The organism is Chryseobacterium sp. R2ACT005 (assembly GCF_049949215.1).
Classification (GTDB): Bacteria; Bacteroidota; Bacteroidia; order Flavobacteriales; family Weeksellaceae; genus Chryseobacterium.
The window spans coordinates 3,265,389-3,287,319 of sequence record NZ_CP188192.1; the positions used below are offsets into that span (position 1 = coordinate 3,265,389).

General features: G+C 37.0%; 22 protein-coding genes. 16 read left to right on the forward strand and 6 right to left on the reverse strand.

Features of this window, described 5'->3' with window-relative positions; genetic code table 11:
• Positions 1–68: 68 nt before the first annotated feature.
• The gene (locus ACPF63_RS14865) at positions 69–623 is read right to left on the reverse strand and encodes a histidine phosphatase family protein (RefSeq protein ID WP_426480445.1); all 555 of its coding nucleotides are present in this window, start codon (positions 621–623) and stop codon (positions 69–71) included.
• The gene (locus tag ACPF63_RS14870) at positions 608–1,390 is read right to left on the reverse strand and encodes an adenosylcobinamide-GDP ribazoletransferase (protein ID WP_426480446.1); all 783 of its coding nucleotides are present in this window, start codon (positions 1,388–1,390) and stop codon (positions 608–610) included. Before ACPF63_RS14870 ends, ACPF63_RS14865 begins: the two co-directional genes overlap by 16 nt.
• Positions 1,391–1,568: 178 nt before the next feature.
• Between ACPF63_RS14870 and ACPF63_RS14875 the strand changes: the two genes are divergently transcribed.
• Positions 1,569–2,585, forward strand: coding sequence for a hypothetical protein (locus tag ACPF63_RS14875; RefSeq protein WP_219072361.1), 1,017 nt, complete (start codon positions 1,569–1,571; stop codon positions 2,583–2,585).
• A gap of 57 nt (positions 2,586–2,642) precedes the next feature.
• Here ACPF63_RS14875 and cobT read toward each other — a convergent pair whose 3' ends face one another.
• On the reverse strand, positions 2,643–3,650 hold the full coding sequence (gene cobT / locus ACPF63_RS14880; RefSeq protein WP_426480447.1) for a nicotinate-nucleotide--dimethylbenzimidazole phosphoribosyltransferase: 1,008 nt from the start codon (positions 3,648–3,650) through the stop codon (positions 2,643–2,645).
• 250 nt (positions 3,651–3,900) lie between these two features.
• Between cobT and ACPF63_RS14885 the strand changes: the two genes are divergently transcribed.
• The 3 genes from ACPF63_RS14885 to ACPF63_RS14895 all read left to right on the forward strand — a co-directional run bounded on the left by ACPF63_RS14885 (position 3,901) and on the right by ACPF63_RS14895 (position 6,352).
• A complete protein-coding gene (locus tag ACPF63_RS14885) occupies positions 3,901–4,650 on the forward strand; it encodes a nucleotidyltransferase domain-containing protein (protein WP_426480448.1) in 750 nt (249 codons plus the stop codon).
• A gap of 61 nt (positions 4,651–4,711) precedes the next feature.
• Complete coding sequence (locus ACPF63_RS14890; protein WP_426480449.1) at positions 4,712–5,236, forward strand: hypothetical protein; 525 nt, start codon at positions 4,712–4,714, stop codon at positions 5,234–5,236.
• 9 nt (positions 5,237–5,245) lie between these two features.
• Positions 5,246–6,352: a nucleotidyltransferase domain-containing protein gene (locus ACPF63_RS14895; RefSeq protein ID WP_426480450.1), complete on the forward strand. Its 1,107-nt coding sequence runs from the start codon at positions 5,246–5,248 to the stop codon at positions 6,350–6,352.
• Positions 6,353–6,428: 76 nt separating this feature from the next.
• Here ACPF63_RS14895 and ACPF63_RS14900 read toward each other — a convergent pair whose 3' ends face one another.
• The gene (locus ACPF63_RS14900; RefSeq protein WP_426480451.1) at positions 6,429–6,770 is read right to left on the reverse strand and encodes a TfoX/Sxy family protein; all 342 of its coding nucleotides are present in this window, start codon (positions 6,768–6,770) and stop codon (positions 6,429–6,431) included.
• 167 nt (positions 6,771–6,937) lie between these two features.
• Here ACPF63_RS14900 and ACPF63_RS14905 point away from each other — a divergent pair, with 167 nt between their 5' ends.
• The 6 genes from ACPF63_RS14905 to ACPF63_RS14930 all read left to right on the forward strand — a co-directional run bounded on the left by ACPF63_RS14905 (position 6,938) and on the right by ACPF63_RS14930 (position 14,940).
• The gene (locus tag ACPF63_RS14905) at positions 6,938–7,453 is read left to right on the forward strand and encodes a DUF2975 domain-containing protein (protein WP_219072356.1); all 516 of its coding nucleotides are present in this window, start codon (positions 6,938–6,940) and stop codon (positions 7,451–7,453) included.
• Between the two features lies 1 nt (position 7,454).
• A complete protein-coding gene (locus ACPF63_RS14910) occupies positions 7,455–7,658 on the forward strand; it encodes a helix-turn-helix domain-containing protein (protein ID WP_002980904.1) in 204 nt (67 codons plus the stop codon).
• A gap of 198 nt (positions 7,659–7,856) precedes the next feature.
• Entirely contained in the window at positions 7,857–8,729 is an 873-nt protein-coding gene (locus tag ACPF63_RS14915) for an ABC transporter ATP-binding protein (protein WP_426480452.1), read from the forward strand.
• Positions 8,730–8,731: 2 nt separating this feature from the next.
• Positions 8,732–11,956, forward strand: coding sequence for a M1 family aminopeptidase (locus tag ACPF63_RS14920; protein ID WP_426480453.1), 3,225 nt, complete (start codon positions 8,732–8,734; stop codon positions 11,954–11,956).
• Positions 11,957–12,075: 119 nt separating this feature from the next.
• Entirely contained in the window at positions 12,076–12,516 is a 441-nt protein-coding gene (locus tag ACPF63_RS14925; protein WP_426480454.1) for a MarR family winged helix-turn-helix transcriptional regulator, read from the forward strand.
• 6 nt (positions 12,517–12,522) lie between these two features.
• Entirely contained in the window at positions 12,523–14,940 is a 2,418-nt protein-coding gene (locus ACPF63_RS14930; protein WP_426480455.1) for a TonB-dependent receptor domain-containing protein, read from the forward strand.
• Between the two features lie 138 nt (positions 14,941–15,078).
• On the opposite strand, the gene ACPF63_RS14935 is transcribed toward ACPF63_RS14930, so the two are convergent.
• Positions 15,079–17,337, reverse strand: a complete 2,259-nt coding sequence (locus tag ACPF63_RS14935; protein ID WP_077415511.1) for a polyribonucleotide nucleotidyltransferase — start codon at positions 17,335–17,337, stop codon at positions 15,079–15,081.
• A 430-nt stretch (positions 17,338–17,767) separates the two neighbouring features.
• Here ACPF63_RS14935 and ACPF63_RS14940 point away from each other — a divergent pair, with 430 nt between their 5' ends.
• Both ACPF63_RS14940 and ACPF63_RS14945 read left to right on the forward strand, forming a co-directional pair.
• The gene (locus tag ACPF63_RS14940) at positions 17,768–19,189 is read left to right on the forward strand and encodes a sugar MFS transporter (protein WP_426480456.1); all 1,422 of its coding nucleotides are present in this window, start codon (positions 17,768–17,770) and stop codon (positions 19,187–19,189) included.
• A 121-nt stretch (positions 19,190–19,310) separates the two neighbouring features.
• Entirely contained in the window at positions 19,311–19,670 is a 360-nt protein-coding gene (locus tag ACPF63_RS14945; protein ID WP_426480457.1) for a DUF4260 domain-containing protein, read from the forward strand.
• Positions 19,671–20,028: 358 nt separating this feature from the next.
• Here ACPF63_RS14945 and rpsO read toward each other — a convergent pair whose 3' ends face one another.
• Positions 20,029–20,298, reverse strand: coding sequence for a 30S ribosomal protein S15 (gene rpsO / locus ACPF63_RS14950; protein WP_034692246.1), 270 nt, complete (start codon positions 20,296–20,298; stop codon positions 20,029–20,031).
• 173 nt (positions 20,299–20,471) lie between these two features.
• Here rpsO and ACPF63_RS14955 point away from each other — a divergent pair, with 173 nt between their 5' ends.
• From ACPF63_RS14955 to ACPF63_RS14970, 4 genes are all read left to right on the forward strand, one after another.
• A complete protein-coding gene (locus tag ACPF63_RS14955; RefSeq protein ID WP_077415517.1) occupies positions 20,472–21,020 on the forward strand; it encodes a pyruvate decarboxylase in 549 nt (182 codons plus the stop codon).
• Between the two features lie 254 nt (positions 21,021–21,274).
• Positions 21,275–21,430, forward strand: coding sequence for a hypothetical protein (locus ACPF63_RS14960; protein ID WP_426480458.1), 156 nt, complete (start codon positions 21,275–21,277; stop codon positions 21,428–21,430).
• A 158-nt stretch (positions 21,431–21,588) separates the two neighbouring features.
• Positions 21,589–21,729 (forward strand): bacteriocin-like protein, encoded by a 141-nt coding sequence (locus ACPF63_RS14965; protein ID WP_175627217.1) that lies wholly within the window; start codon positions 21,589–21,591, stop codon positions 21,727–21,729.
• A 40-nt stretch (positions 21,730–21,769) separates the two neighbouring features.
• On the forward strand, positions 21,770–21,916 hold the full coding sequence (locus tag ACPF63_RS14970) for a bacteriocin-like protein (RefSeq protein WP_172625734.1): 147 nt from the start codon (positions 21,770–21,772) through the stop codon (positions 21,914–21,916).
• The last annotated feature ends 15 nt before the right edge of the window (positions 21,917–21,931 follow it).

The following is a 21,931-nucleotide window of genomic DNA, read 5'->3' on the forward strand; positions in this document are numbered from 1 at the left end:
CATTACAATTGTGTCATTCCGAAGGAATCCAAGCATCATATTCTAGTTAGTAAAGAACTTTACAGTGTCTATACATTTATCTTTTTAACAGAAAAGATGCCTGCATCTACATTAATGATCACTTTCTTTCCATAATCAATCTGAATATTGAACATATTTTCCAGCGGAAACTGAAGCACAGTCTGAACAATCAGACGAATGACGCCGGCATGCGTGGCGATGAGAACTTTATGTATATCTTTTTTCTGAATCAGTTCATTCCAAAAATTGAGAACACGGGTCTGCATTTCAAGGAGATTTTCTCCGCCAGAAGCTTTGATATTGACAAAATCTTTGTACCAGGGATTGATTTCTTCTTCCGGAATATCAGTCCATTTTTTCAGTTCCCAGTTCCCGAAATTCATTTCCCGAAGTCTTTCATCTGTCTGATAATCGAATTTAAAATAATCAGCTAAAAAACGACAGCGCCCAGAAGGACTGGAAATTATAATATCATAATTCTCATCTATCTCCAATGTTTTAAAATCTTCAGGATACTCTTTTCTTAAAGGCATTTCAGCAAAACCATAACATAGATTTTCCGGATTTTCTACGGCAGTATGACGAATTAAATGAATTTCCATACGATCATTGTTCCTAAGTAAAATAAAACTTCACAAACCTGCTGTACAGATCCCAGACAATCTCCTGTATAGCCGCCGATATGCTTTTTAAAATACCAACCCATATATATTTTGCCTGAATATGCCAGCGCAAAAGCGAAAATCAACCGCCAGTCCGGAATCAGGGCAAAAGCAATTAAAACACTGATAAACCCCACCAGTAAAGCCATTTTATCCAATGGTTTATTGGCTAAAGGTTTCGATTTGCTGGCATCAATATCAGTAACATATTGGTGGGTATAAATCATAGTCCCTGAAATAAACCGGCTTGCCGTATGCGCTAAAATAATAATGCAGAGGACTCTTACTGGTGCTATCATTTCCAAAGCCTGAATACTGTAAAATTTTAACGCAAACAGCAGAATAATTCCAATGGTTCCATACGCTCCTACCCTGCTGTCTTTCATAATAGTCAGGATTTTTTCCTTTCCATAGCCACCTCCGAAACTGTCACACATATCTGTAAAACCATCTTCATGAAAAGCTCCGGTAAGCAAAACACTGGAGATCATCATTAAAACAATTCCTATTTCCAAATTAAAAAGCATTGTGGCAACATAAAGGATTACCGCATTGATGAGCCCTATTACCAGCCCAACCCAGGCAAAATATTTTTGAGATCTGTTCATAATCTCACTGGAATAAGGAATGGTAAACGGAACCGGGATTCTTGTGAAAAACATCAGCGCTGTTGCAAAGTAGATCAGTTCATTCTTGAGGACTTTCATTGTTTTTTAGATATAAAAACCGGGATTAATCAATTTCAGTAAAATTAGGAAAGCTTTCAGATATGATCAAAAGATAAATGGGAAAAATGAAAAACATGAATGTTATCACCTTACTATTTTCACTTTAAATACAGTGTTTTTTTACTTTTGCACCATTAATAACCATGAAAAAAAACAAATGAAAAAAGCGTATTTCGTTGGATTATGTCTTATATCCATAGTAAGCTGTTCAGCTCCCGGTGATGAACTGGAAAATGTAAATGAATCACAAGCCTTAAATTCATCCGGAAAAAACATGCTGGCAAAAGGAGGCTTCAGAGATAACCCTGATACACCCACTCCTCCTCCTGCAGGAATCTGGTCTAAATCTTTTTATTTAACTAATCCTATTTACGGTTTCTACAGTGATCTTACTAAAAAATATCTGTACAATACCTCCCCTTTACCATCCGAACTTCCTAAATCCTATCCCGGATTAAGCTATTATTTTCAGGAGAGATTATTAGGTTCTGCAGATGGCCCCGGCCCGGTAATTACAAGATGGTTTCATACAGGAACTAATGATCTGGTATTAACGACTAACCCTAATGAGCTTACAGGTCAAAGTTACTGGGAAAAAAGAGATCTCGGTACCAGTTATAACGGTGATGAGCCAGGAAGCTTTCCTATTTACAGGTATTTTAATGGTGATAAAAAGACCCACTTCTATACGAGAGATAAGAATGAATTGGGGGATGGAAAAGATGGATTTGTTTATGAAGGTATTTCCTTCTACCTGAAAGAATCAGAGCCTAAAGCTTTCAGAATTCGTGACGGAGAATTTTTCCAGGATACCAGCACAGGAGCAGTTTATCTTGTCTTTGAAAGTACTTTAAGACGTATTGATTCCTGGTCTGTTGTGAATGGATTGTTTGATTTTAAACCAGATCCAAGAACCGGAAAATCTAAAGAGTGGAAACTTTTAAAAGTTAACAATATCAACGACTATACCGGAGAGAGAGGACCTGATATTACCTCAGCCAATCAACTGGTACAAAACACCAATGACGGCAAAATATATTTAGTGGATGACGGTTTATACAGATACATTCCTACTGAACTGATTTTTAAAATCTATAATTTTAATGAGGATGCGATCCAAAAGAAACCTATAAGAATGATGTTTACTGGTAAAGATGTTGCCAAGACTTACTAACCAGATTGCATTGATACATAAAAGGGGCTTCATTGCCCCTTTATTATTTTATAAAGCTTAAGATGATTTATTGGAAATGTGAGCATCTTCAAAACTTGACATTTCATTCAGGAAATTAACCGCACTTTGAATAATTGGATAGGCCAATGCACAGCCTGTTCCTTCACCAAGTCGCAGATTCAGATTTAAAATAGCTTTCTCCCTCATCAGTCCCAACAATTGAGGGTGGGCATTTTCATTGCTTACATGACAGAAAATGCAATTGTTCAGGATTTCAGGATTCTTTTTCCATACCGTTGCCACTGCTACCGTTGCAATAAATCCATCTACCATAATCAGCATATTATTACGATAAGCCTCTTCGACCGCCCCAATCATTTGTACAATTTCTAATCCGCCAAAGGTTTGGGCAATTTCATCCTCAGTCATTTCAGACGGATATTTCTCTATCGCTTCTGTTAAGATACTGATCTTATTTTGTAACTGGTGGTCATTCAAACCCGTTCCGCGTCCTATACAATTGGTAATCGGAATGTCAAACAGTTTACTCATCATCAACGAGGAAGCTGAAGTATTCCCGATTCCCATTTCACCGAAACCAATGATATTACAGTCCTTTCCAGCAATTTCAGCAACCACAGCCTTTCCGTTTTCAAGTGCCAGCTGGTATTCTTCAAAAGTCATGGCTGGTTCTTCCAGGATATTACGGCTGGATTTTCTGACTTTTTTATAAATCAGATTCAGCCCTTCAGGAAAATCAAAATTCACTCCGGCATCTACAATTTTAATCTTAATACCATGCTGTCTGCAAAAAACATTGATGGCTGCACCACCACCCAGAAAATTCATGACCATCTGATAGGTTACTTCCTGTGGGTAAGCACTTACGCCTGCAGCAGCAATTCCGTGATCGGCAGCAAAAACCACCATATGAGGATTCAATAACTGTGGTGAAGTGGTCTTCTGAACCATTCCGATTTTGTGAGCAAGGTGCTCCAGATGTCCTAATGCACCTAACGGTTTTGTCTTAAAATCAATTTTATGCTGTAATTCTGATGATAACATGGATGTTTATAGTTATGTTAAATGGAAAAGTGCAATATTAGTGAAATGAGGAGGATTTTGTATGGTGTACAATGTAAAAAGTAAAATGTATTAATGATATAAGGGCTGGAAGTTGGAAGCTTGAGGCTAGAAGTTAGACTCTCATCCTCAAACTCTCTCACTTTCTTACCCTCTGACTCTCCAACATAAAAAATTCTACGTAAGAACATTGCGCACCTCATCTTTTACTTTGCCTTATAAATCAATAACAATGACACCAAAAATACTTGAAAAAATAAAAGAAGTTGAGGCAAGCCGGGGCGTAGAAGTCCTTCTTGCAGTAGAATCAGGAAGCAGAGCCTGGGGTTTTACCTCTCCTGACAGTGATTATGATATACGTTTCATATACCGTCATGAAAAAGACTGGTATCTTTCTCCATGGGATAAAGATGAAACGATAGAATTTATGACGGAAGACGACCTGGACGGCTCCGGGTGGGATTTGCGAAAAACCTTTCATCTTTTGCTGAAATCGAATGCGGCTTTACTAAGCTGGTTTTATTCTCCAATAGTATATAAAGCAGATGAAAAGTTTGTAGAACTGTTCAGCCCGTTGGCAGACGCTTGTTTTTCTCCGGTTGCGGTTTCTTATCATTATTTAAGCATGAGCAAGAAATATCTGGAAGCCTGCAGAAGTGATGAAGTAAAATTAAAAAGTTACTTTTATTGCTTACGAACCACATTAACGGGAAAATGGATCATAGAAAAAGGGACGGTTCCTCCTGTACTGTTCAGTGATCTGCTTATTTTAACCGATGTAGAAACCAGACGAAAAATAGAAGATCTTGTAGCCTTAAAAGCCACCAAAGGAGAATCTTATTACCACCCAAACGATTGGGAACTGTTTGATTTTCTGGAGAAAACAATCGCTGAGAATGAAGAAAAATCGAAAAGTCTGTCAGGAGGAAAAGCGGATAAGGGTGAGATGGAGAGGGTTTTTAGGGAAATATTAGCGCTATAATTTAAACCATTTGAAGTGCTTTGGAAGTAATTGTGAACAGCTGTAGTAAAAATTAATATCCATGGAAAAAGAAAACTCTTTTATTAAACATTGTAATATCATACAGTCAAAGTATAGAATTGTAATACCAGAAAATATACAGACTTATTTTGCCAAATTTTCAGAAGATTCCGACAATTTTTATTATCAGGTACTTAAAAAAGCCGATGATTATAAAATATTTTACACTAAAGAATTTGTTGAGTTTATTATCGGGAAATATGTAGATTCTGCTATAGATTTTGAATTTCTTCAAAATATGATTGATGAGGGGAATTATGAATATTCATTGCTTGAAAAAAAATTTGTCTCTGAAAATATTGATTTTTCTTTTTTGAATACATGTCTTCAGGAATATGATTCAATTCCTTTTTATATTGGAATTTACACATTTGAAACCTGTGGAGGTGAAGAATTCCTAATCATTAATGATGATAAAACCGGGTATATTGCAGGGCGTTCTCACTATGATTTTGAAAAAATTGAAATTAATGCGAGTTCCATTAAATATCAAAAAATTGACTTCATCAAAAAGCTACAAATTTAAATAATTAAAATGACCATCCAAGACCTAAAAAATAACAACCTTCTCCTCTTCGAAGCCATCTCCGGAAGCCGGGCTTTTGGGCTGGCAATGGAGAATTCTGATACGGATATCCGTGGGGTGTATTATCTGCCAAAGGAAGATTTCTTTGGACTGAACTATATTCCGCAGATTTCCAACGAGACGAATGACCTTACGTATTATGAAATCGGGAGATTTGTTGAACTGCTGCAGAAAAACAATCCCAATATTCTTGAAATTCTGGCCAGTCCGGAGGATTGTATTCAATATAAACATCCGTTGATGGATCTGCTGAAAACCGAAGATTTCCTGTCAAAACTATGCAAAGATACTTTTGCGGGCTATGCTATTTCCCAGATTAAAAAAGCAAAAGGTCTCAACAAAAAGATTTTAAATCCTATTGATAAAGAGAGAAAGTCCGTTCTGGATTTCTGTTTTATCCTTGAAGGACAAGGTTCTGTACCCTTGAAAAAATGGCTGCATGAATTCCCATCCTCTGGAGGGGTGTCCGCAGGACGGGGTGGTTTATCACAAGAGAAATGCGGATTAATAAGCATTGACCATACAAAAGGAACGTATGCTTTATTTTATGATGACACTGGAACGTTGGGATATAAAGGTGTTATTCAAAATGAAGAGGCAAACCAGGTTTCTGTCTCATCCATTCCTAAAGATGAAAAACTGATAGCTTATATGTTCTGCAACCTCGATGCCTACTCTGTGTACTGCAAAGACTACAGGGAATACTGGAAATGGGTGGCTGAGCGCAATGAAGACCGTTATAATGTCAATCAGAATCACGGACAGAATTACGACAGCAAGAACATGATGCACACGATCCGGCTGCTGCAGTCCTGTGAGCAAATTTTTAAAACCAGTTCACTGACGATCCGCGTAGAAAACCGTGACGAACTCTTAGACATCAAAGCGGGAAATCAATCGTATGAAAGTGTAATGCAAAAGGCAGAAAATCTTATAGAATCAATAGAAAATCATTATTCTTCCTCCAGTCTTCCTGACGGGCCGGATCTGGAAAAAACAACAAAAATATTAATTCAGATCAGAGAAAAACTGTACGGAGATAATGATGAATTATAAATGATGAGTTATCAATGTGGGACTGTTAACCTCCAACACTCCCACTCTCAAACTCTCAAACCCTACAACCTAAAACTCACTTCTTCGAAACCTTTGTCAATGGATTATAATCCAGACAGATTTTGATCCAATATTCAAAATCATCTGCTTTTTTAAAACCAATGGGTTCTACATAGCAATACCCATTGAGCTGCTTCCCTTTCATAATCATCGGCAGAAAACCTTTTTTCTCCGAAACCTCATCTTCCATTTCAGGATCATAACGGCACATCAGGTTGTCATGACTGATATTGATGCACATTTTCCCATTCACCAGAAAAGACAGTCCGCTGAACATTTTCTTCTCTTCAACCTCAATGTTTTCTACCATTGAAAGCCGTTCACGTACCCGGTCGGCAAGTTCAGTACTGTAAGCCATGATTTCTATCTTTTTGTTATTTAAAATTAATTAAAAACTTTGATTATCACATTATTCTATCGGTTTTCTTGACAGGTCTCAAATTTAAAAAATAAAATTTTATTTAAATTAATTATTGTTTTACGATAATTAATTATACATTTGCAATAGTAATTAATGTTCGTACCATGAACCAGACCAAAATTATTTCAAGGATTTTATTTTATATCTGCTCTGTATTGTCAGCTGGATATTTAATCACTTTTGTGTACTCTATATTCTGTCTTATCACCGGATTTGCGGTTACACCTTATAAAGAGGGAAAGTTTCTCCACATCAATTATCCGTTTACAGAACAGCCATTTCTGAATATCGAAAACAATTACTCCTATATGATTTTTTCATTTCTGGCTGTACTCATCACGTATGGAATCTTTTTCTGGTTATCTGCCAGGGTTTTCAAAGTATTTTTCCAGCAGAAACTGTTTACGCAGGAAAATATCAATCAGCTTAAGAAATTTTACCTGTATAATATTTTCATTCCCCTTCCGCTGGTGATTATCGCGAGTTTCTTTGTGGAAGTAGAAAGTATGATATGGGGACTGGTGTTTATTCACTTTATGCTTGGAATTTTCTGTCTGTTTCTTGCGAATATCTTTAAGCAAGGACTACATTTGCAAAACGAACAAGACCTATTTATTTAAAATGCCAATTATAGTCAACTTAGATGTGATGCTTGCCAAACGAAAAATGCAGAGTAAAGAATTGGCAGAAAAACTGGGTATCACCCCCGTTAACCTCTCTATCCTTAAAACCGGAAAAGCCAAGGGCGTGCGCTTTGATACGCTGGAAGCCATCTGTAAAATCCTGGAATGCCAGCCCGGCGATATTCTTGAATTTAAAGAGTAAACGGGATTCGAGGTACGAGTTGCGGGGTTTGAGCTTGAGCGTCGGAGGGTTGGAGAGTTTGAGGGTGAGAGTGTTTGAGCATGGTATCTGAAACTTCTAACTTCTAGCTTCTAGCTTCTAGCTTCCAGCCACTAATTTCTAACTTCTAAAATCGCTGCCGAAAGGCCGCCTGTTTTTCTATTCCCCAAACACAACATTATGAATACATTATCCATCAACAACTTAAGTCTTACCTATAAAAATGGTTTTCAAGCCATTAAGAACATTTCTCTCGACATCAAAAACGGAATGTTCGGACTGCTGGGACCCAACGGAGCCGGAAAATCATCTCTGATGAAAACCATTGTGGGGCTTCAGAAACCAACATCGGGAACGATTCTTTTCAATGAAGTAGATATTATCAAGAATCCCGATTATATCAAACAGAATCTTGGATTTCTTCCTCAGGATTTTGGAGTTTATCCGAAAGTATCTGCCTACGACCTATTAGAACATATTGCTGTATTGAAAGGTATTACCGATAAAAATCAACGCAAAAATCAAATTCTGGGTCTGCTTGAAAAGGTCAACCTTTCTGATTTTGCTAAAAAAGAAGTACACACCTTCTCAGGAGGGATGAAACAGCGTTTTGGCGTAGCTCAGGCACTGTTGGGCGACCCGAAAATTATCATTGTGGATGAGCCTACTGCCGGATTGGATCCTGAAGAACGCAACCGATTCAATACATTGCTCAATGATATCAGCCAGGAGGTTATCGTTATTTTGTCCACTCATCTCGTTGAAGATGTCAGAAATCTTTGCTCAGAAATGGCAGTGATGAACCACGGACATATTCTCAGAAAAGGGAATCCCGGAAAATTAATTGCAGCGCTGGACAACAAAATCTGGTCAAAACCTATTGACAAAACCGAACTGGATACTTATAGTTCCAACTATGAGATTATCAGCAGACAGCTTCTAGAAAGAGAACTTCATATTACCGTATTTTCTGAAGAATCTCCCAAAAATTTCAGTTCCGTAACTCCTTTATTGGAACACGTTTATTTCCATACACTCACTCAAAAACCTTAATCATGAACACTATATTTTTATTTGAAGCCGGACGCACTAGCAAGCACTGGCTCACCTATCTTGTGGCCTTACTTTTAGCAGCTCTCGGTATTTTTTGCGGGAGCCAGTTTAATCTTTCAGTAGGAGAAGGAATTTATTTAAACTCACCTTATACCATCGGTTTTATGACCGGAATGCTGAGTCTTACCGTTATTTTTTTTGCCAGCGTGTATGCCTTACAGCTGTTGTTTAAAGATCAGGATTCAAAATTTGACCATATTCTGTTTTCATTTCCTTTTTCAAAGTCGACTTACCTGAAAGGGAAATTCACCACTTATTTCCTCCAGACCTTTGTAAGTTTTTCATTTCTGATGACAGGATTTCTCATAGGACAAATCATGCGTACCGGCAGTGAAATGCAGGAAGGTTTTAATATCATTCATTACATCTATCCACTATTGATCTTCGGCCTTATCAACAGCTTTTTTGTCTGCAGTTTCCTGTTTCTTATTTCATTTATTGTTAAGAAAAAACTACTGGTTGTAGTGGGCGGGCTGCTTCTGTATGTGTTATATATGATTGTTTTATTGTTTTCCAACTCTCCTTTTATGGCGGGAAGTTTGCCACAGTCTTTAGAGACACAACAGCTTTCGGCTTTGATTGACCCTTTTGGACTGTCTGCTTATTTCATGCAGGCCCGTGATCTGAGTTCACATCAGAAAAATATTCAGATGGTTCCTTTTACAGGTTATCTGCTGTTCAACAGACTCTTATTTATCCTGATATCAGTTGGATTTCTTCTTCTTTCATTCAGGTTATTTTCATTCTCCAATGTATCCGGAAAGAAAGTAAAAACATTGGGACCTATTCAGTTATTATCTGAAACGGATAGATCAGAATATTCAACTGTTTCAGCAAACTTTGGCGGATCGGCTTCTTCTCGGGCTGTATTTTCTTTTGTAAAAATCGACCTTACGTATCTGTTCAAAAGCATTGCTGTTCCTGCTGTTTCTATCCTCCTGTTATTTTGTGTCGGCATGGAAATGTATGCCGAGATTGAAAAAGGAATTCGCCTTCCGCAGAAATATGCCGGTTCTGGACTTATGGCGACAACTATTTCAGAGAATTTCCATCTGCTTGGCCTTCTTATTTCAGTGTATTTTCTGAACGATATCTTCTGGAGAAGCCGGTCTTCCGGATTTTTCCTCATTGAAAACAGTACTTATTTCTCCAAAAACAGAGTAACCGGGCATTTTATTTCAATCAGCCTCCTGCTGTTTTTCTTTACAGGAATTTTAATTGCTCAGGGAATTGTTTTCCAGGCTGCCTATCAGTATTTTTATATCGACTGGAGGGCTTATCTGGGTGTTTTCCTTTTCAACACTTTCCCCTTGATCCTTTTTTCCGGATTGATCCTTCTGATTAATGACAGAATTCCTAATAAGTTCATTGCACTCGCAGTTTCCATTCTCGCAGTTTTTGTATTGTCCGGTCCTGTTTCCGGGAAAATCATCTCCTACCCTCTTTTCAGAATATTTTCAGATTTTAAAGGCACTTACAGTGATTTTAACGGCTATGGGATCTATGAAAAGGCTTTTGCACAAAGACTTCTGTTCGGAACGGGTATCATCTGTACTTTATGGATGTTTAATCATTTTATAAGGATTAAAAAAATCTCTGTCATTCCTTCTGGTCTCAGTATTCTTCTGCTGATTTCAGGAATTTTTGCCGGAGTATTTTTTATGAAAGGGTATGTTCCTAAAAATGAAGACCTGGCTATCTTAAGCTCAGTAGAATATGAAAAAAACTTCCGGAAGTATGAAAATCTGCCACAGCCTGATATTACTGATATTACCACAGAAATCAACCTTTATCCTTTAGAAAACGCCTATCAGATTATAGGGAAATATACTCTTACCAATCAAACCGGTCAGCCCATCAATAAAATACTCATCAACTTTAATGAGGATCTGAAACTTGAATCTGCCGTATTGATATCGGGTCGGGAAACCATGAAAATTGACAAAAACACTAAAGAAGTTGTATTAAAAAAGGCTATTCAACCGGGCGAGACAGCTTCCCTGAATTTCAACCTGTTTTACCAATGGTTTGCGGTCAATGGCCATCAATCCTTTAATTCCGTTATTGAAAACGGTTCTTTTATGAGGATCAGCAGATATTATCCCACCATCGGTTATCAAAAGGATTATGAAATTCAGGATGAAAAACAACGCAGTCAATTCAGATTGGGAAAACTTACCGAACTTAAGAAGCCGGAAGCTCCTGAAGTAGTAAAAAAGGATTTCATTAATCTCAATATGACTGTTTCTACTGAAGAGAATCAGACAGCCATAGGCACAGGAGACCTGATAAGGAAATGGACAAAATCCGGCCGTCATTATTTCCGGTATAAAGCAGATCAGATTCCTTTCCGGTTTGCCGTTTCTTCAGCTAACTATGAAATAAAAAGTGAGCGCTATAAAGGAATCACCATCAATATCTTTTATCATCAAAAACATTTTGAAAACGTAGATCATCTTCTGGAAAATGCAAAGCTTACTTTGGATTACTGCCAGCAGAATTTCGGGAAATATCCTTTTGCAACCATTAATTTTGCAGAGATTTCTTCTTTCACCAGAGGCTTTGCTGCAACAGCTTATCCTTCTGCAGTCTTTATGCCTGAAGATATGGTTTTCCATGCCAATATACAGGCGGATAAAAAACAGGATGTCATCAATGAATTGGCCGGTCATGAGCTTTCCCATCTCTGGTGGGGAAACAGCCAGATCAATCCTGACAATAGAGACGGTTCTGTAATGCTAACTGAAACACTGGCTATGTATACGGAAATGATGCTTTACAAAAAAATGCACGGAAAAGAAAAAATGATGGAAAGAATCCAGGTGCATGAGCAGATCTATGACAATGAAAAAGGATTGTCTGAAAATGTTCCCATCTATAAAGCTACGGGAGATGTTCCTCATATTTCTTATTCCAAAGGTGCTGCAGCCATGGTAGAATTGAGCAATTTAATTGGTGAAGAGAACGTGAACACGGCTTTAAAAAGCTTTCTGAACAATAATCAATATCCCAAGAAACCCTCTTCACTGGATCTGATTAATGAATTTTACAAAGCTGTTCCGAATGCCTCAGTCAGAAAACAGATCGACAGATTATTCAAAACCACAGAAAATATAACGTTTACTTCAGAGTCGAAAAATGCCTCTATAAAGACAAAACAGAAATAATTTATAATCCGTTTTTAATTTTTTTTAAAATATTTTTCAGGAATTGTAACAAAATAAAAAGGGATTCTACCAATTAGTTGATATATCAATAATTGATAAGTCATTTTAAATTCTGAAATATGGAAAAGTTAAATTCAATTATATTCTATAACATAGACAAAGCAATCAGAGCCTACAGAAACTATGCTCAGCGGCAGCTGAAAGCGCATGGTTATACGATCACGATTGATCAGTGGCTTATCATCAAAGCGATTCTGGAAAACCCGGGAATTACCCAGAATGAGATTGGTGATCTTGTTTTCAAAGACAACGCTTCTGTCACGAGGATTATTGATTTAATGGTAAAATCCGAATACATTACAAGACATGTTCATCCTGAAGACCGCCGGAAAACCAATCTGGAAGTAACAGATTCCGGAGTAAAAGTGATCAGAGAGGTTCAGAATATCGTGGAGAAGAACCGTAAAACGGCTTTGAAGGGTATCAAAAATGAGGAACTGGAAATCATGTATTCAGCTTTACTGAAAATTTCAGAAAACTGTCTTAACCCTAAAAAGTAAAACGCTATGACCAGAATACTCTCATTTATATTTATCTGTATGCTGCTCTTCTTCAGCAGCAGATATTCTGCACAGCAGGCTGCGCAGAGTTTTTCTTTGTCCGGAAATATACAATCCGGCAAAGCCGAGCAGATGGAGATCAATCTCTTTAATGCAGATCATCAGTTAATCAAAACAGAAATTGCTGATGGTAATGGTAAGTTTAATTTTAATGATTTAAAACAAGGAACTTATCAGGTAAAGATCAATAGAAACGGTACTGAAGTCTATCATTCAGAAAATATTTCATTGGCTGAAAATACGACCCTCCCTTCCATAGACCTGAATATAAAATCTATTGAAGGTGTAACGATCACCAAAACCAAACCTCTTATTGAAAGACAGGACGGAAAGATGATTATGAATGTTGAAAACAGCATTGCCAGCACCGGAAATTCCGCTTTTGAAGTATTGGAAAAAGCTCCGGGAGTGAGTATTGACAATAATGATAATATAAGCCTTCGCGGAAAAGGAAACCTTCTGATTCAGATTGACGGCAAAAATACACCGATGACGGGAAGTGACCTTGCCAATTACCTTAAGGGAATTCCATCTTCTACGATTGAAAAGATAGAATTTATTACCAATCCTTCTTCCAAATATGATGCTGCAGGATCTGCAATCATTAATATTAGACTTAAAAAGGAACAGAGAAAAGGAACCAACGGAAGTGTTTCCACGTCATTGGGAACGGGTAAATATGTGAAGAATAATAACAGTTTCAGTATTAACCACCGAAATAAGAAAATCAATATTTTCGGAAATTACAGCTTTGCCTACAGGGAAGCTTACAACGGTCTGGTCCTGGACAGGAATTTCTATGAAGCCAACAATTTCAAAAAAGCATATGTACAGGACAATTATCTGAAGTTCAAATTCAACAGTCATGTCGCCAAGGCTGGAATGGATTATTATCTGAATGATAAAAATGTGCTTGGCTTTTCTATAGGGCTGGTTTCAAATAAATTCAATGTAAACGGAGATAATTCTAACGTGACACTGGGAAGCAGCCATCTTCCTGAAAGCTCATTCACCACCGTCAACAGATCGAATGACCGCTGGACCAATCTTTCATTCAATCTTAACCATAAATACACGATTGATTCTTTAGGCTCTGAAATCTCTACTGATTTCGATTACATTAATTATGCAAATTCTTCGCTGCAAAGCTTTGATACACAAACACATGAAATAGACAGCGGAACAGATAATCTGGATATTATAAAAGGTGATATGGATGGAAAACTGAACATATATTCTTTAAAGTCTGATCTTACCAAGAATTTTAACCATGAATGGAAGCTGGAAACGGGAATTAAAACCAGCTTTGTAAAAACAGACAATGATCTGAAGTTTTTCAATGCGAGTTTCGGAATTCTGATCCCTGATCTTTCCAAAACCAATCATTTTATTTACGAAGAAAATATTAATGCGGTCTATGGAAATGTCTCTAAAAAATGGGAAAAGTTCAAAGCGACTGCCGGACTAAGAATGGAAAACACCAATGTAAAAGGAACCCAACTTACCACGAATCAAATTAACAAAAGAAATTACACACAATTGTTTCCAAGTGCCGTGCTTTCTTATGATCTGACAGATAAAAGCAACCTTGAAGTTAATTTCAGCAGAAGAATCACAAGACCGAGCTACAACCAGCTGAATCCGTTTAAGTTTTATCTTGATCCCACCACGCTTAAGGCAGGAAATCCTGATCTGAATGCACAGACCACGATGAATTATGAACTGACTTACAGCCTGAGCAACAAATATTTTGCAACATTAAGCTATAGTAAGACCTCTAATAATATCACAGATATCCTTAAACCTGTGGTAGAAAACGGACAGGTGGTAACGGTACAGACCATTGAAAACCTGAGTTCTGTATCTTATTTCGGATTAAATCTTATTGCTCCTGTAAAGGTGACCAAATGGTGGGATATGAACAACAGTGCTAATTTTTACTATGGATCATATACCGGGAATGTTTCAGGAACACAGATCAATAACAAAGGAAATTTCACGTTTAGCATCAACAGTATTAATTCCTTCAAATTAGGCAATGGTTTCACTGCCGAACTTACCGGAAATTACAAAGCAAGAGAAATTTACGCTTATTTGAATGTGAGTCCTAACTGGTATCTGAATATCGGAGCGCAAAAGAAATTCAAAAACAATAGTACCCTGAAGCTGGCCTTCACCGATATGTTCTTTACAAGCAATATAAAAGGGCAAACCGTTTATAATGATTATCTCGAAAACTTCGCAGTAAAAAGAGATACCCGTGTGGTGACACTTTCTTACGCCTACAATTTCGGATCTTCTAAAAACGGGCAGCCCAGAAAAACAGGAGGTGCTGAGGATCTGAAACAAAGAATTGGAAGTTAATAACTACAGTCATTGCAAGCTAAACAATCTCTGAATTTTCAAAAGCGAGATTGCTTCAATGCTTTGCATTTCGCAATGACATAAAAAGCAAAAATCCCTCAAAATTGAGGGATTTTTTATATGTAAGAATGATTCTTATTAAGCTTCGTTAGAAGGAGTTTCGTTTTCCACTGGTCTTTCACCTTGTGGCTTTTGTCCTTCTGGTCTTCTTTGTCCCTCAGGTCTTCCTTGTCCTTCCGGTCTTCTTTGCCCCTCTGGTCTCCCCTGTCCTTCAGGTCTTGGAGGTCTTGGTAAAAGAACTTTTCTTGAAAGTTTCATTTTCTTACGGTCATCGTAGCCCATGAACTTCACTTCTACTTCATCACCTTCAGCATAAGGAACTTTATCAAGACGAGCCCATTCAATTTCAGAAATGTGAAGAAGTCCTTCTGTTCCTTTAGCAATCGCCACAAATGCACCGAAGTCCATTACTTTCACTACTTTACCATTGTAAACTTCTCCTACAACCGGTACGAAAGTAATTTCATTGATCTTAGCAACAGCAGCATTGATTTTCTCTCTGTCTGTTCCTGCAATTTCGATACGTCCAATCTCCCCTACTTCTTCAATAGCAATAACGGTATCCGTATCTTTCTGCATCTGCTGAATGATCTTTCCTCCAGGCCCGATTACAGCACCAATGAAGTCTTTAGAGATTTCCATTACTACCATTTTCGGAGCGTGAGGCTTCACGTCTGCTCTTGGTTCAGAGATTGTTTCAGTGATTTTATTTAAGATGTGTAATCTTCCGTCTCTTGCCTGCATCAAAGCTTTTTCCATGATATCCATAGAAAGTCCCTGAATTTTGATATCCATCTGACAAGCAGTGATACCGTCTGCAGTACCTGTTACTTTGAAGTCCATATCTCCAAGGTGATCTTCATCTCCTAAGATATCAGAAAGTACAGTGAATTTACCTGATTTTGCATCCGTGATCAATCCCATTGCAATACCTGAAACAGGTTTTGTAATCTTTACCCCGGCATCCATTAGTGCCAGTGTTCCTGCACAAACTGTTGCCATTGAAGATGAACCGTTTGATTCTAAGATATCAGAAACAATTCTGATGGTATATGGATTTTCTTCAGGAATAACTGCCTGTAATGCTCTTTGAGCAAGGTTTCCGTGTCCTACTTCTCTTCTTGAAGTTCCTCTTAAAGGTCTTGCTTCACCTGTAGAGAACGGAGGGAAGTTATAATGTAAGAAGAATTTTTCGTCGTGCTGAGAAATCACACTATCTACCATGTTTGCATCTTTCACAGAACCTAAAGTTACGGCTGTTAAAGACTGAGTTTCACCTCTTGTAAACACTGCAGAACCGTGAGCTCCCGGAAGGTAGTCAATTTCTGACCAGATAGGACGGATCGTTTGAGGATCACGACCATCAAGACGGATATTGTCTTCAAGGATCATCTGACGCATTGCTTCTTTCTCTACATCATGATAATATACTTTTACGAAAGGTGTTACTCTTTCCAATTCTTCTGCATTTTCAGCATATTGAGCTAAAAATTCTTCACGAACTGCTTTGAATTTCTCTCCTCTCTCCTCTTTTCCAGATGGAGTTCTTGCTACTTCATATACTTTATCATAAGTTTCTTTCCATACTTTTTCACGAATTTCTTCGTCGTGATTTTCGTGAGAATATTCTCTCTTAGGGAAAGCTTTTCCTACTTTTTCTGCTAATCTCTCCTGAGCTTCGATTTGTTTTTTAATTTCAGCATGACCAAAATTAATAGCTTCCAACATTTCCTGCTCAGAAATTTCTTTCATTTCACCTTCTACCATTACGATGGAATCTTTAGTAGCTCCCACCATGATATCAAGCTCAGAATTTTTCAGTTCTTCATAACTTGGGTTAACAGAAAGCACTCCGTCAAATCTTACAACTCTTACTTCAGACATTGGTCCGTTGAAAGGAATATCTGTAATAGCAATCGCTGCAGAAGCTGCCAAACCTGCTAAATCATCAGGAATTGTTTTTCCGTCATAAGAAATTAATGAAATCATCACCTGAACTTCAGCGTGGAAATCTTCAGGGAAAAGCGGACGTAAAACTCTGTCCACCAAACGCATCGTTAAAATTTCCTGATCAGAAGGTCTTGCTTCTCTACGGAAGAAGTTTCCAGGAATTCTTCCACCTGCATAGAATTTTTCTCTATAATCAACTGTTAATGGTAAAAAATCTACACCAGGATTTGCTTCTTTATTGGCTACAACAGTTGCTAAAAGCATTGTTCCACCCATTTTTACTACCACAGATCCATCAGCCTGCTTGGCCAACTTCCCTGTTTCGATAGTGATTTCTCTGCCATCTGCAAGAGTAATCATTTCTGTAAACGCTTGAGGTATACTCATAAATTTGTCTTCTTAATACTCCGTATTGAGTATGAATTAATATTTAAACTCTTTAAATTTCGTGTGCAAAGGTACTATATAATAATGAAATATTAAATTTTTCAATTGCATAAATAGGCTGTCAAAATACAAAAAATTGGCTATCAGTTGATGAAAGATTCAAAATTATAGCTGTAATCTCAACTTATTCATTATTTCAATGCATTTTTCTGAAGATAATGCATTGAAAAATGCTGTTGTTTTTGTATTATTGTCTCAAAAAATGGAAATAATATTCTGAATTGAAAAGAAGTATACATTTCATTATAAAAACCATTAAAATTATTGCAGAAACATAGGTTGATCCCTATATTTGCCTTACTTCACAAAATGCAATGCTGTAGGCAAAAAAAAGTTAAGGACTTATCCTTATACAGATAAATAAATGTTTATGATTAATAAAGAAGTACAATCGCAAAGCAGGAATTATACGGTTCCGTTGATTACCATCACCCTGCTGTTTTTTATGTGGGGATTCATCACCTGTATGAATGACATCCTGATCCCTTATCTGAAGCAACTTTTCAATCTTACCTTTTTCGAGTCCATGCTGGTACAGTTCTGCTTTTTCGGGGCTTACTTTATCGGATCGCTGATTTATTTCCTGATCTCGATCACAAAAGGAGATCCTATCAATAAATTAGGGTACAAAAAAGGAATTCTGTTCGGAATTTTTCTGGCAGCTTTTGGCTGTGTCCTGTTTTATCCGGCAGCTACTTTCTCGTATTATCCGTTGTTTTTGGGAGCTTTGTTTATTTTGGGACTAGGCTTTACGGTACTGCAGATTACTGCCAATGCCTATGTTTCGTTACTGGGGAGTGAAGAATCTGCTTCCAGCCGGCTGAATATGACACAGGCATTCAATGCATTCGGAACAACGATTGCTCCCGTGCTTGGAGGCCATCTTATTTTTGAATTTTTCTCTTCTCCGGATGGGTCATTCAGTGCGGTAGCAACGAGAATCCCTTACCTTATTTTCGCAGGAATCCTTTTATTGGTAGCTCTGTTGATTTCAAGAGTTAAACTTCCTTCATTCCAGATGGGTGAAGAAGAAGTGGTAAAAGGTTGGGGAGCTCTTGAGTTCAGCCATCTGAAATTCGGAGTATTTGCAATGTTCTGTTATGTAGGCGGAGAAGTTGCTGTAGGGAGTTTTATTATCAGTTTCCTTGAGCAGCCACAGATTATGGGATTTAATGAAATTATCAGCAAAAACTATCTTTCCCTGTATTGGGGTGGAGCCATGATCGGCCGTTTTCTTGGAGCCATTTCTTTGAACCAATCTTTAAGCCAGAGTAAAAAGGCTGTTTATATGCTTGGGGCAGCTGGAGCTGTTTTCCTTGTTATCTTTAGTATTGTGAACCTTACTTTCTCTCAGATCAGCTTTTTCCTTGTATTTATCGTTCTTAATTTCATTGCCTTTTTCGTGGGTAAAGCAGCTCCGGCAAGAACATTATCCATCTTTGCAGCGATCAATGTTTTATTATTGATTTCTGCTATGGTCAATCATGGAGAACTGGCAATGTACAGTATTCTAGGAATCGGAATTTTCAACTCTATTATGTTTTCTAACATTTATACCCTGGCCATTTCAGGACTGGGGAAATATACCAGTCAGGGATCATCTTTAGTGGTAATGGCTATTTTGGGAGGAGCTATTGTTCCTATTTTCCAGGGCTACCTTGCAGATCAGTTTGGCGTACAGCATTCATTCATCATTCCTGTATTCTGTTATCTGGTTATTCTTATCTTCGGGGCTTACTGTACCAAGTATCTTGGTCATGTAGAGAATACCGAAGCTAAATCTGGTCATTAAAATCAATCATATCAAAATGTATAAGCGGAATATCTCAAAGGTGTTCCGCTTTCTTTTTTTGATCTTAAAATGTAACTTTTTGTAATAAACAGGAACTTATCTAATAGATTAACAATATGATATGAAAATACAATTAAAGCTTGAATACGCAGCATTTCTGTTATTAGGAATCTATGCTTTTGCCCAAACGGGATATTCATGGTGGTGGTTTGCAGGGCTATTTCTTACTCCGGACATTTCAATGCTGGGGTATACGGTGAATACCAAAGTTGGAGCATTTTTCTATAATCTCTTCCATCATTTTGGAGTAGCGATCCTTGTTTATTTTGCCGGAACAGCTCTATCTCTACCCTATCTGCAAATGGCCGGAGCCATTTTATTTTCTCATTCAGCTTTTGACAGAATTCTGGGCTATGGATTGAAGTATCCGGACAGTTTTCAGAATACGCATTTGGGGAAGATTGGAAAAGATAGCAATTAACCACCCCGTCAAAAATTCTTTGAATTTTCGCCACCCCTCCGGAGGATGGGAATTAGTGCACCTTCAGTTGTGCTATTGGCTTAAGTTGTAATCTTTTTATGAATAATAAAAGCTGGATTCCTACGGAATGACAAATTGCATGAATACAACTCCATTTGAATTGTACCATTCCGTAGGAATCTAAATACTCTTTATATCACATGAAAATCAAAGACTTTAAAAAAACTTAAGTGCTCTTCTCAAACATTTAATAGTTTCTAAAAAGCTTTGTCCCTTTTGTGGTTAAAGAGTCACAGTAATATAAAATAAAAAAGCAACCTCTTTCGAAGTTGCTTTTTATTTTGAAAATCTTTATAGATTATTTTCTTAAACCTAGTTCAGCAATAATTGCTCTATATCTTGCGATATCTTTGTTTTTAAGGTAATCTAGTAAACTTTTTCTCTTACCTACCAATTTCACTAGAGATCTCTCTGTGTTGAAATCATGACGGTTAGCCTTTAAGTGCTGAGATAAGTGATTGATTCTGAAAGTGAAAAGAGCGATTTGTCCTTCAGCACTTCCTGTGTCTTGTGCAGATTTTCCGTGTTTTGCGAAAATTTCCTGCTTTTTGTCTGTTGTTAAGTACATTCCAATATTGTTTAATGATTATTATGTAACGGGTGCAAAATTACGACTATTTTTTGATTCTGCAAACATTATTGATTTCATAAATCAAATTTGATAGAAAAAAATGTTAAAAATTTCTTAATAAATTTTATGCAATCCAACGAAAAGGCAGTAATTTTGCATTCGAATTACAAATGAAAAAAATTATATTCTTTACGGCAATTACAACTTTTTTATTCATCGGCATTACTTCGGTAAAAGCTCAGAAAACGGCTGATGACAAAATAAAAAAAGTTCTGTACTTCAATCCTGAAGTAGAGCCTGATGTTGATGAGATAAAAGATCCCACCAACAATGCATTCTTTGACGCTGTTTCCGATAATTTCAGCAGCAGAAGAAATAAAATGCTCCGGGCGGAAGTTCAGGTTCCCTTTGACAGCATAGATAAACAGACCATCGCAGATTACTGCCTCAATAACGATGCTGATTTTGCGATTGTTTCCAAAGTACGGTATTTCAAAGTAGGCTTGGGAAAATATGTTTTCTCCAATCAGGTAGTTGTCAGCATGAAACTTTTTGGTTCTGACGGAAATCTTGTCACGGAAACAGACTATGATACTTACCGAAAAAATATGCGCCTGCTGGGTTCAACAGTAAACTCTGTTAAAATAGGAACCGAAGGAGCTATAAAAGGAATCATAAAAAAGCTGAGAAAGCTGAAGTCAACGGAAGCAGTGCTTTGAGTTTAAAGTTTAAAGTTTAAAGTTTAAAGTTGGAATATAAGACCTTTGATAATCAATGGTCAATTTTGCTTCGCAAGTCAATCGTGAATTTTCACTCTCAACGTCAGTTAGGTATACCAGAATAATTCATAATTCATAATTCATAATTCATAATTCATAATTCTTTCATAGCCTTTATCCTGCAGAATATCTACATGTATATCAATACTTTGAATGTTTTCATTAGTTTAGTTTGATCTTAAATCTAAATTATTATGAAAAATTTAAATTTAAAAAGACTGAACAGAAACAGTCAGAAAGAAATCTCAGGAAATATCATACATCTTCAGAAATGTCAATATCCTTTTGAATGTCCGGGTGGATCATGCTGTCACAGAGTATGTGTAGTGTATCCATGCCCTGAATTATAAATATTTTCATGTTAAATAAAGCACTTGTTCACGCCTATGAAACAGGTGCTTTTTAATTTAAACACATCATAAATAACTGATTAACAATTAAATATTTTCACCAAATAAGGAATTATTAAATATTTTTTACTATTTTAGTTCAATATTAAATAAACCCTATGAAAAATCTAAAGAAACTCAGTAGAGAAAAAGCAAAACAAATCAATGGAGGATCCATTGAAAGATGCAGTGACAGTAACCCGTGCACTGTAGGATATTGCTGCTATGGCATTTGTTCACCGTTCATCTGTCTTGAATAGAATATAAAAAACTTAACCCACTCACATAAAATAAAATATCATGAAAAATCTAAAAAAACTCAGCAGGCAAGTACAAAAGGAAATCAAAGGGAGCGGACCTTTCAAAAAATGTACAGAACATTACGAATGTCCGGGCGGTTCGTGCTGTCATAACATCTGTGTTGTGAATCCATGTCCCCTGGAATAATATATGATCATTACA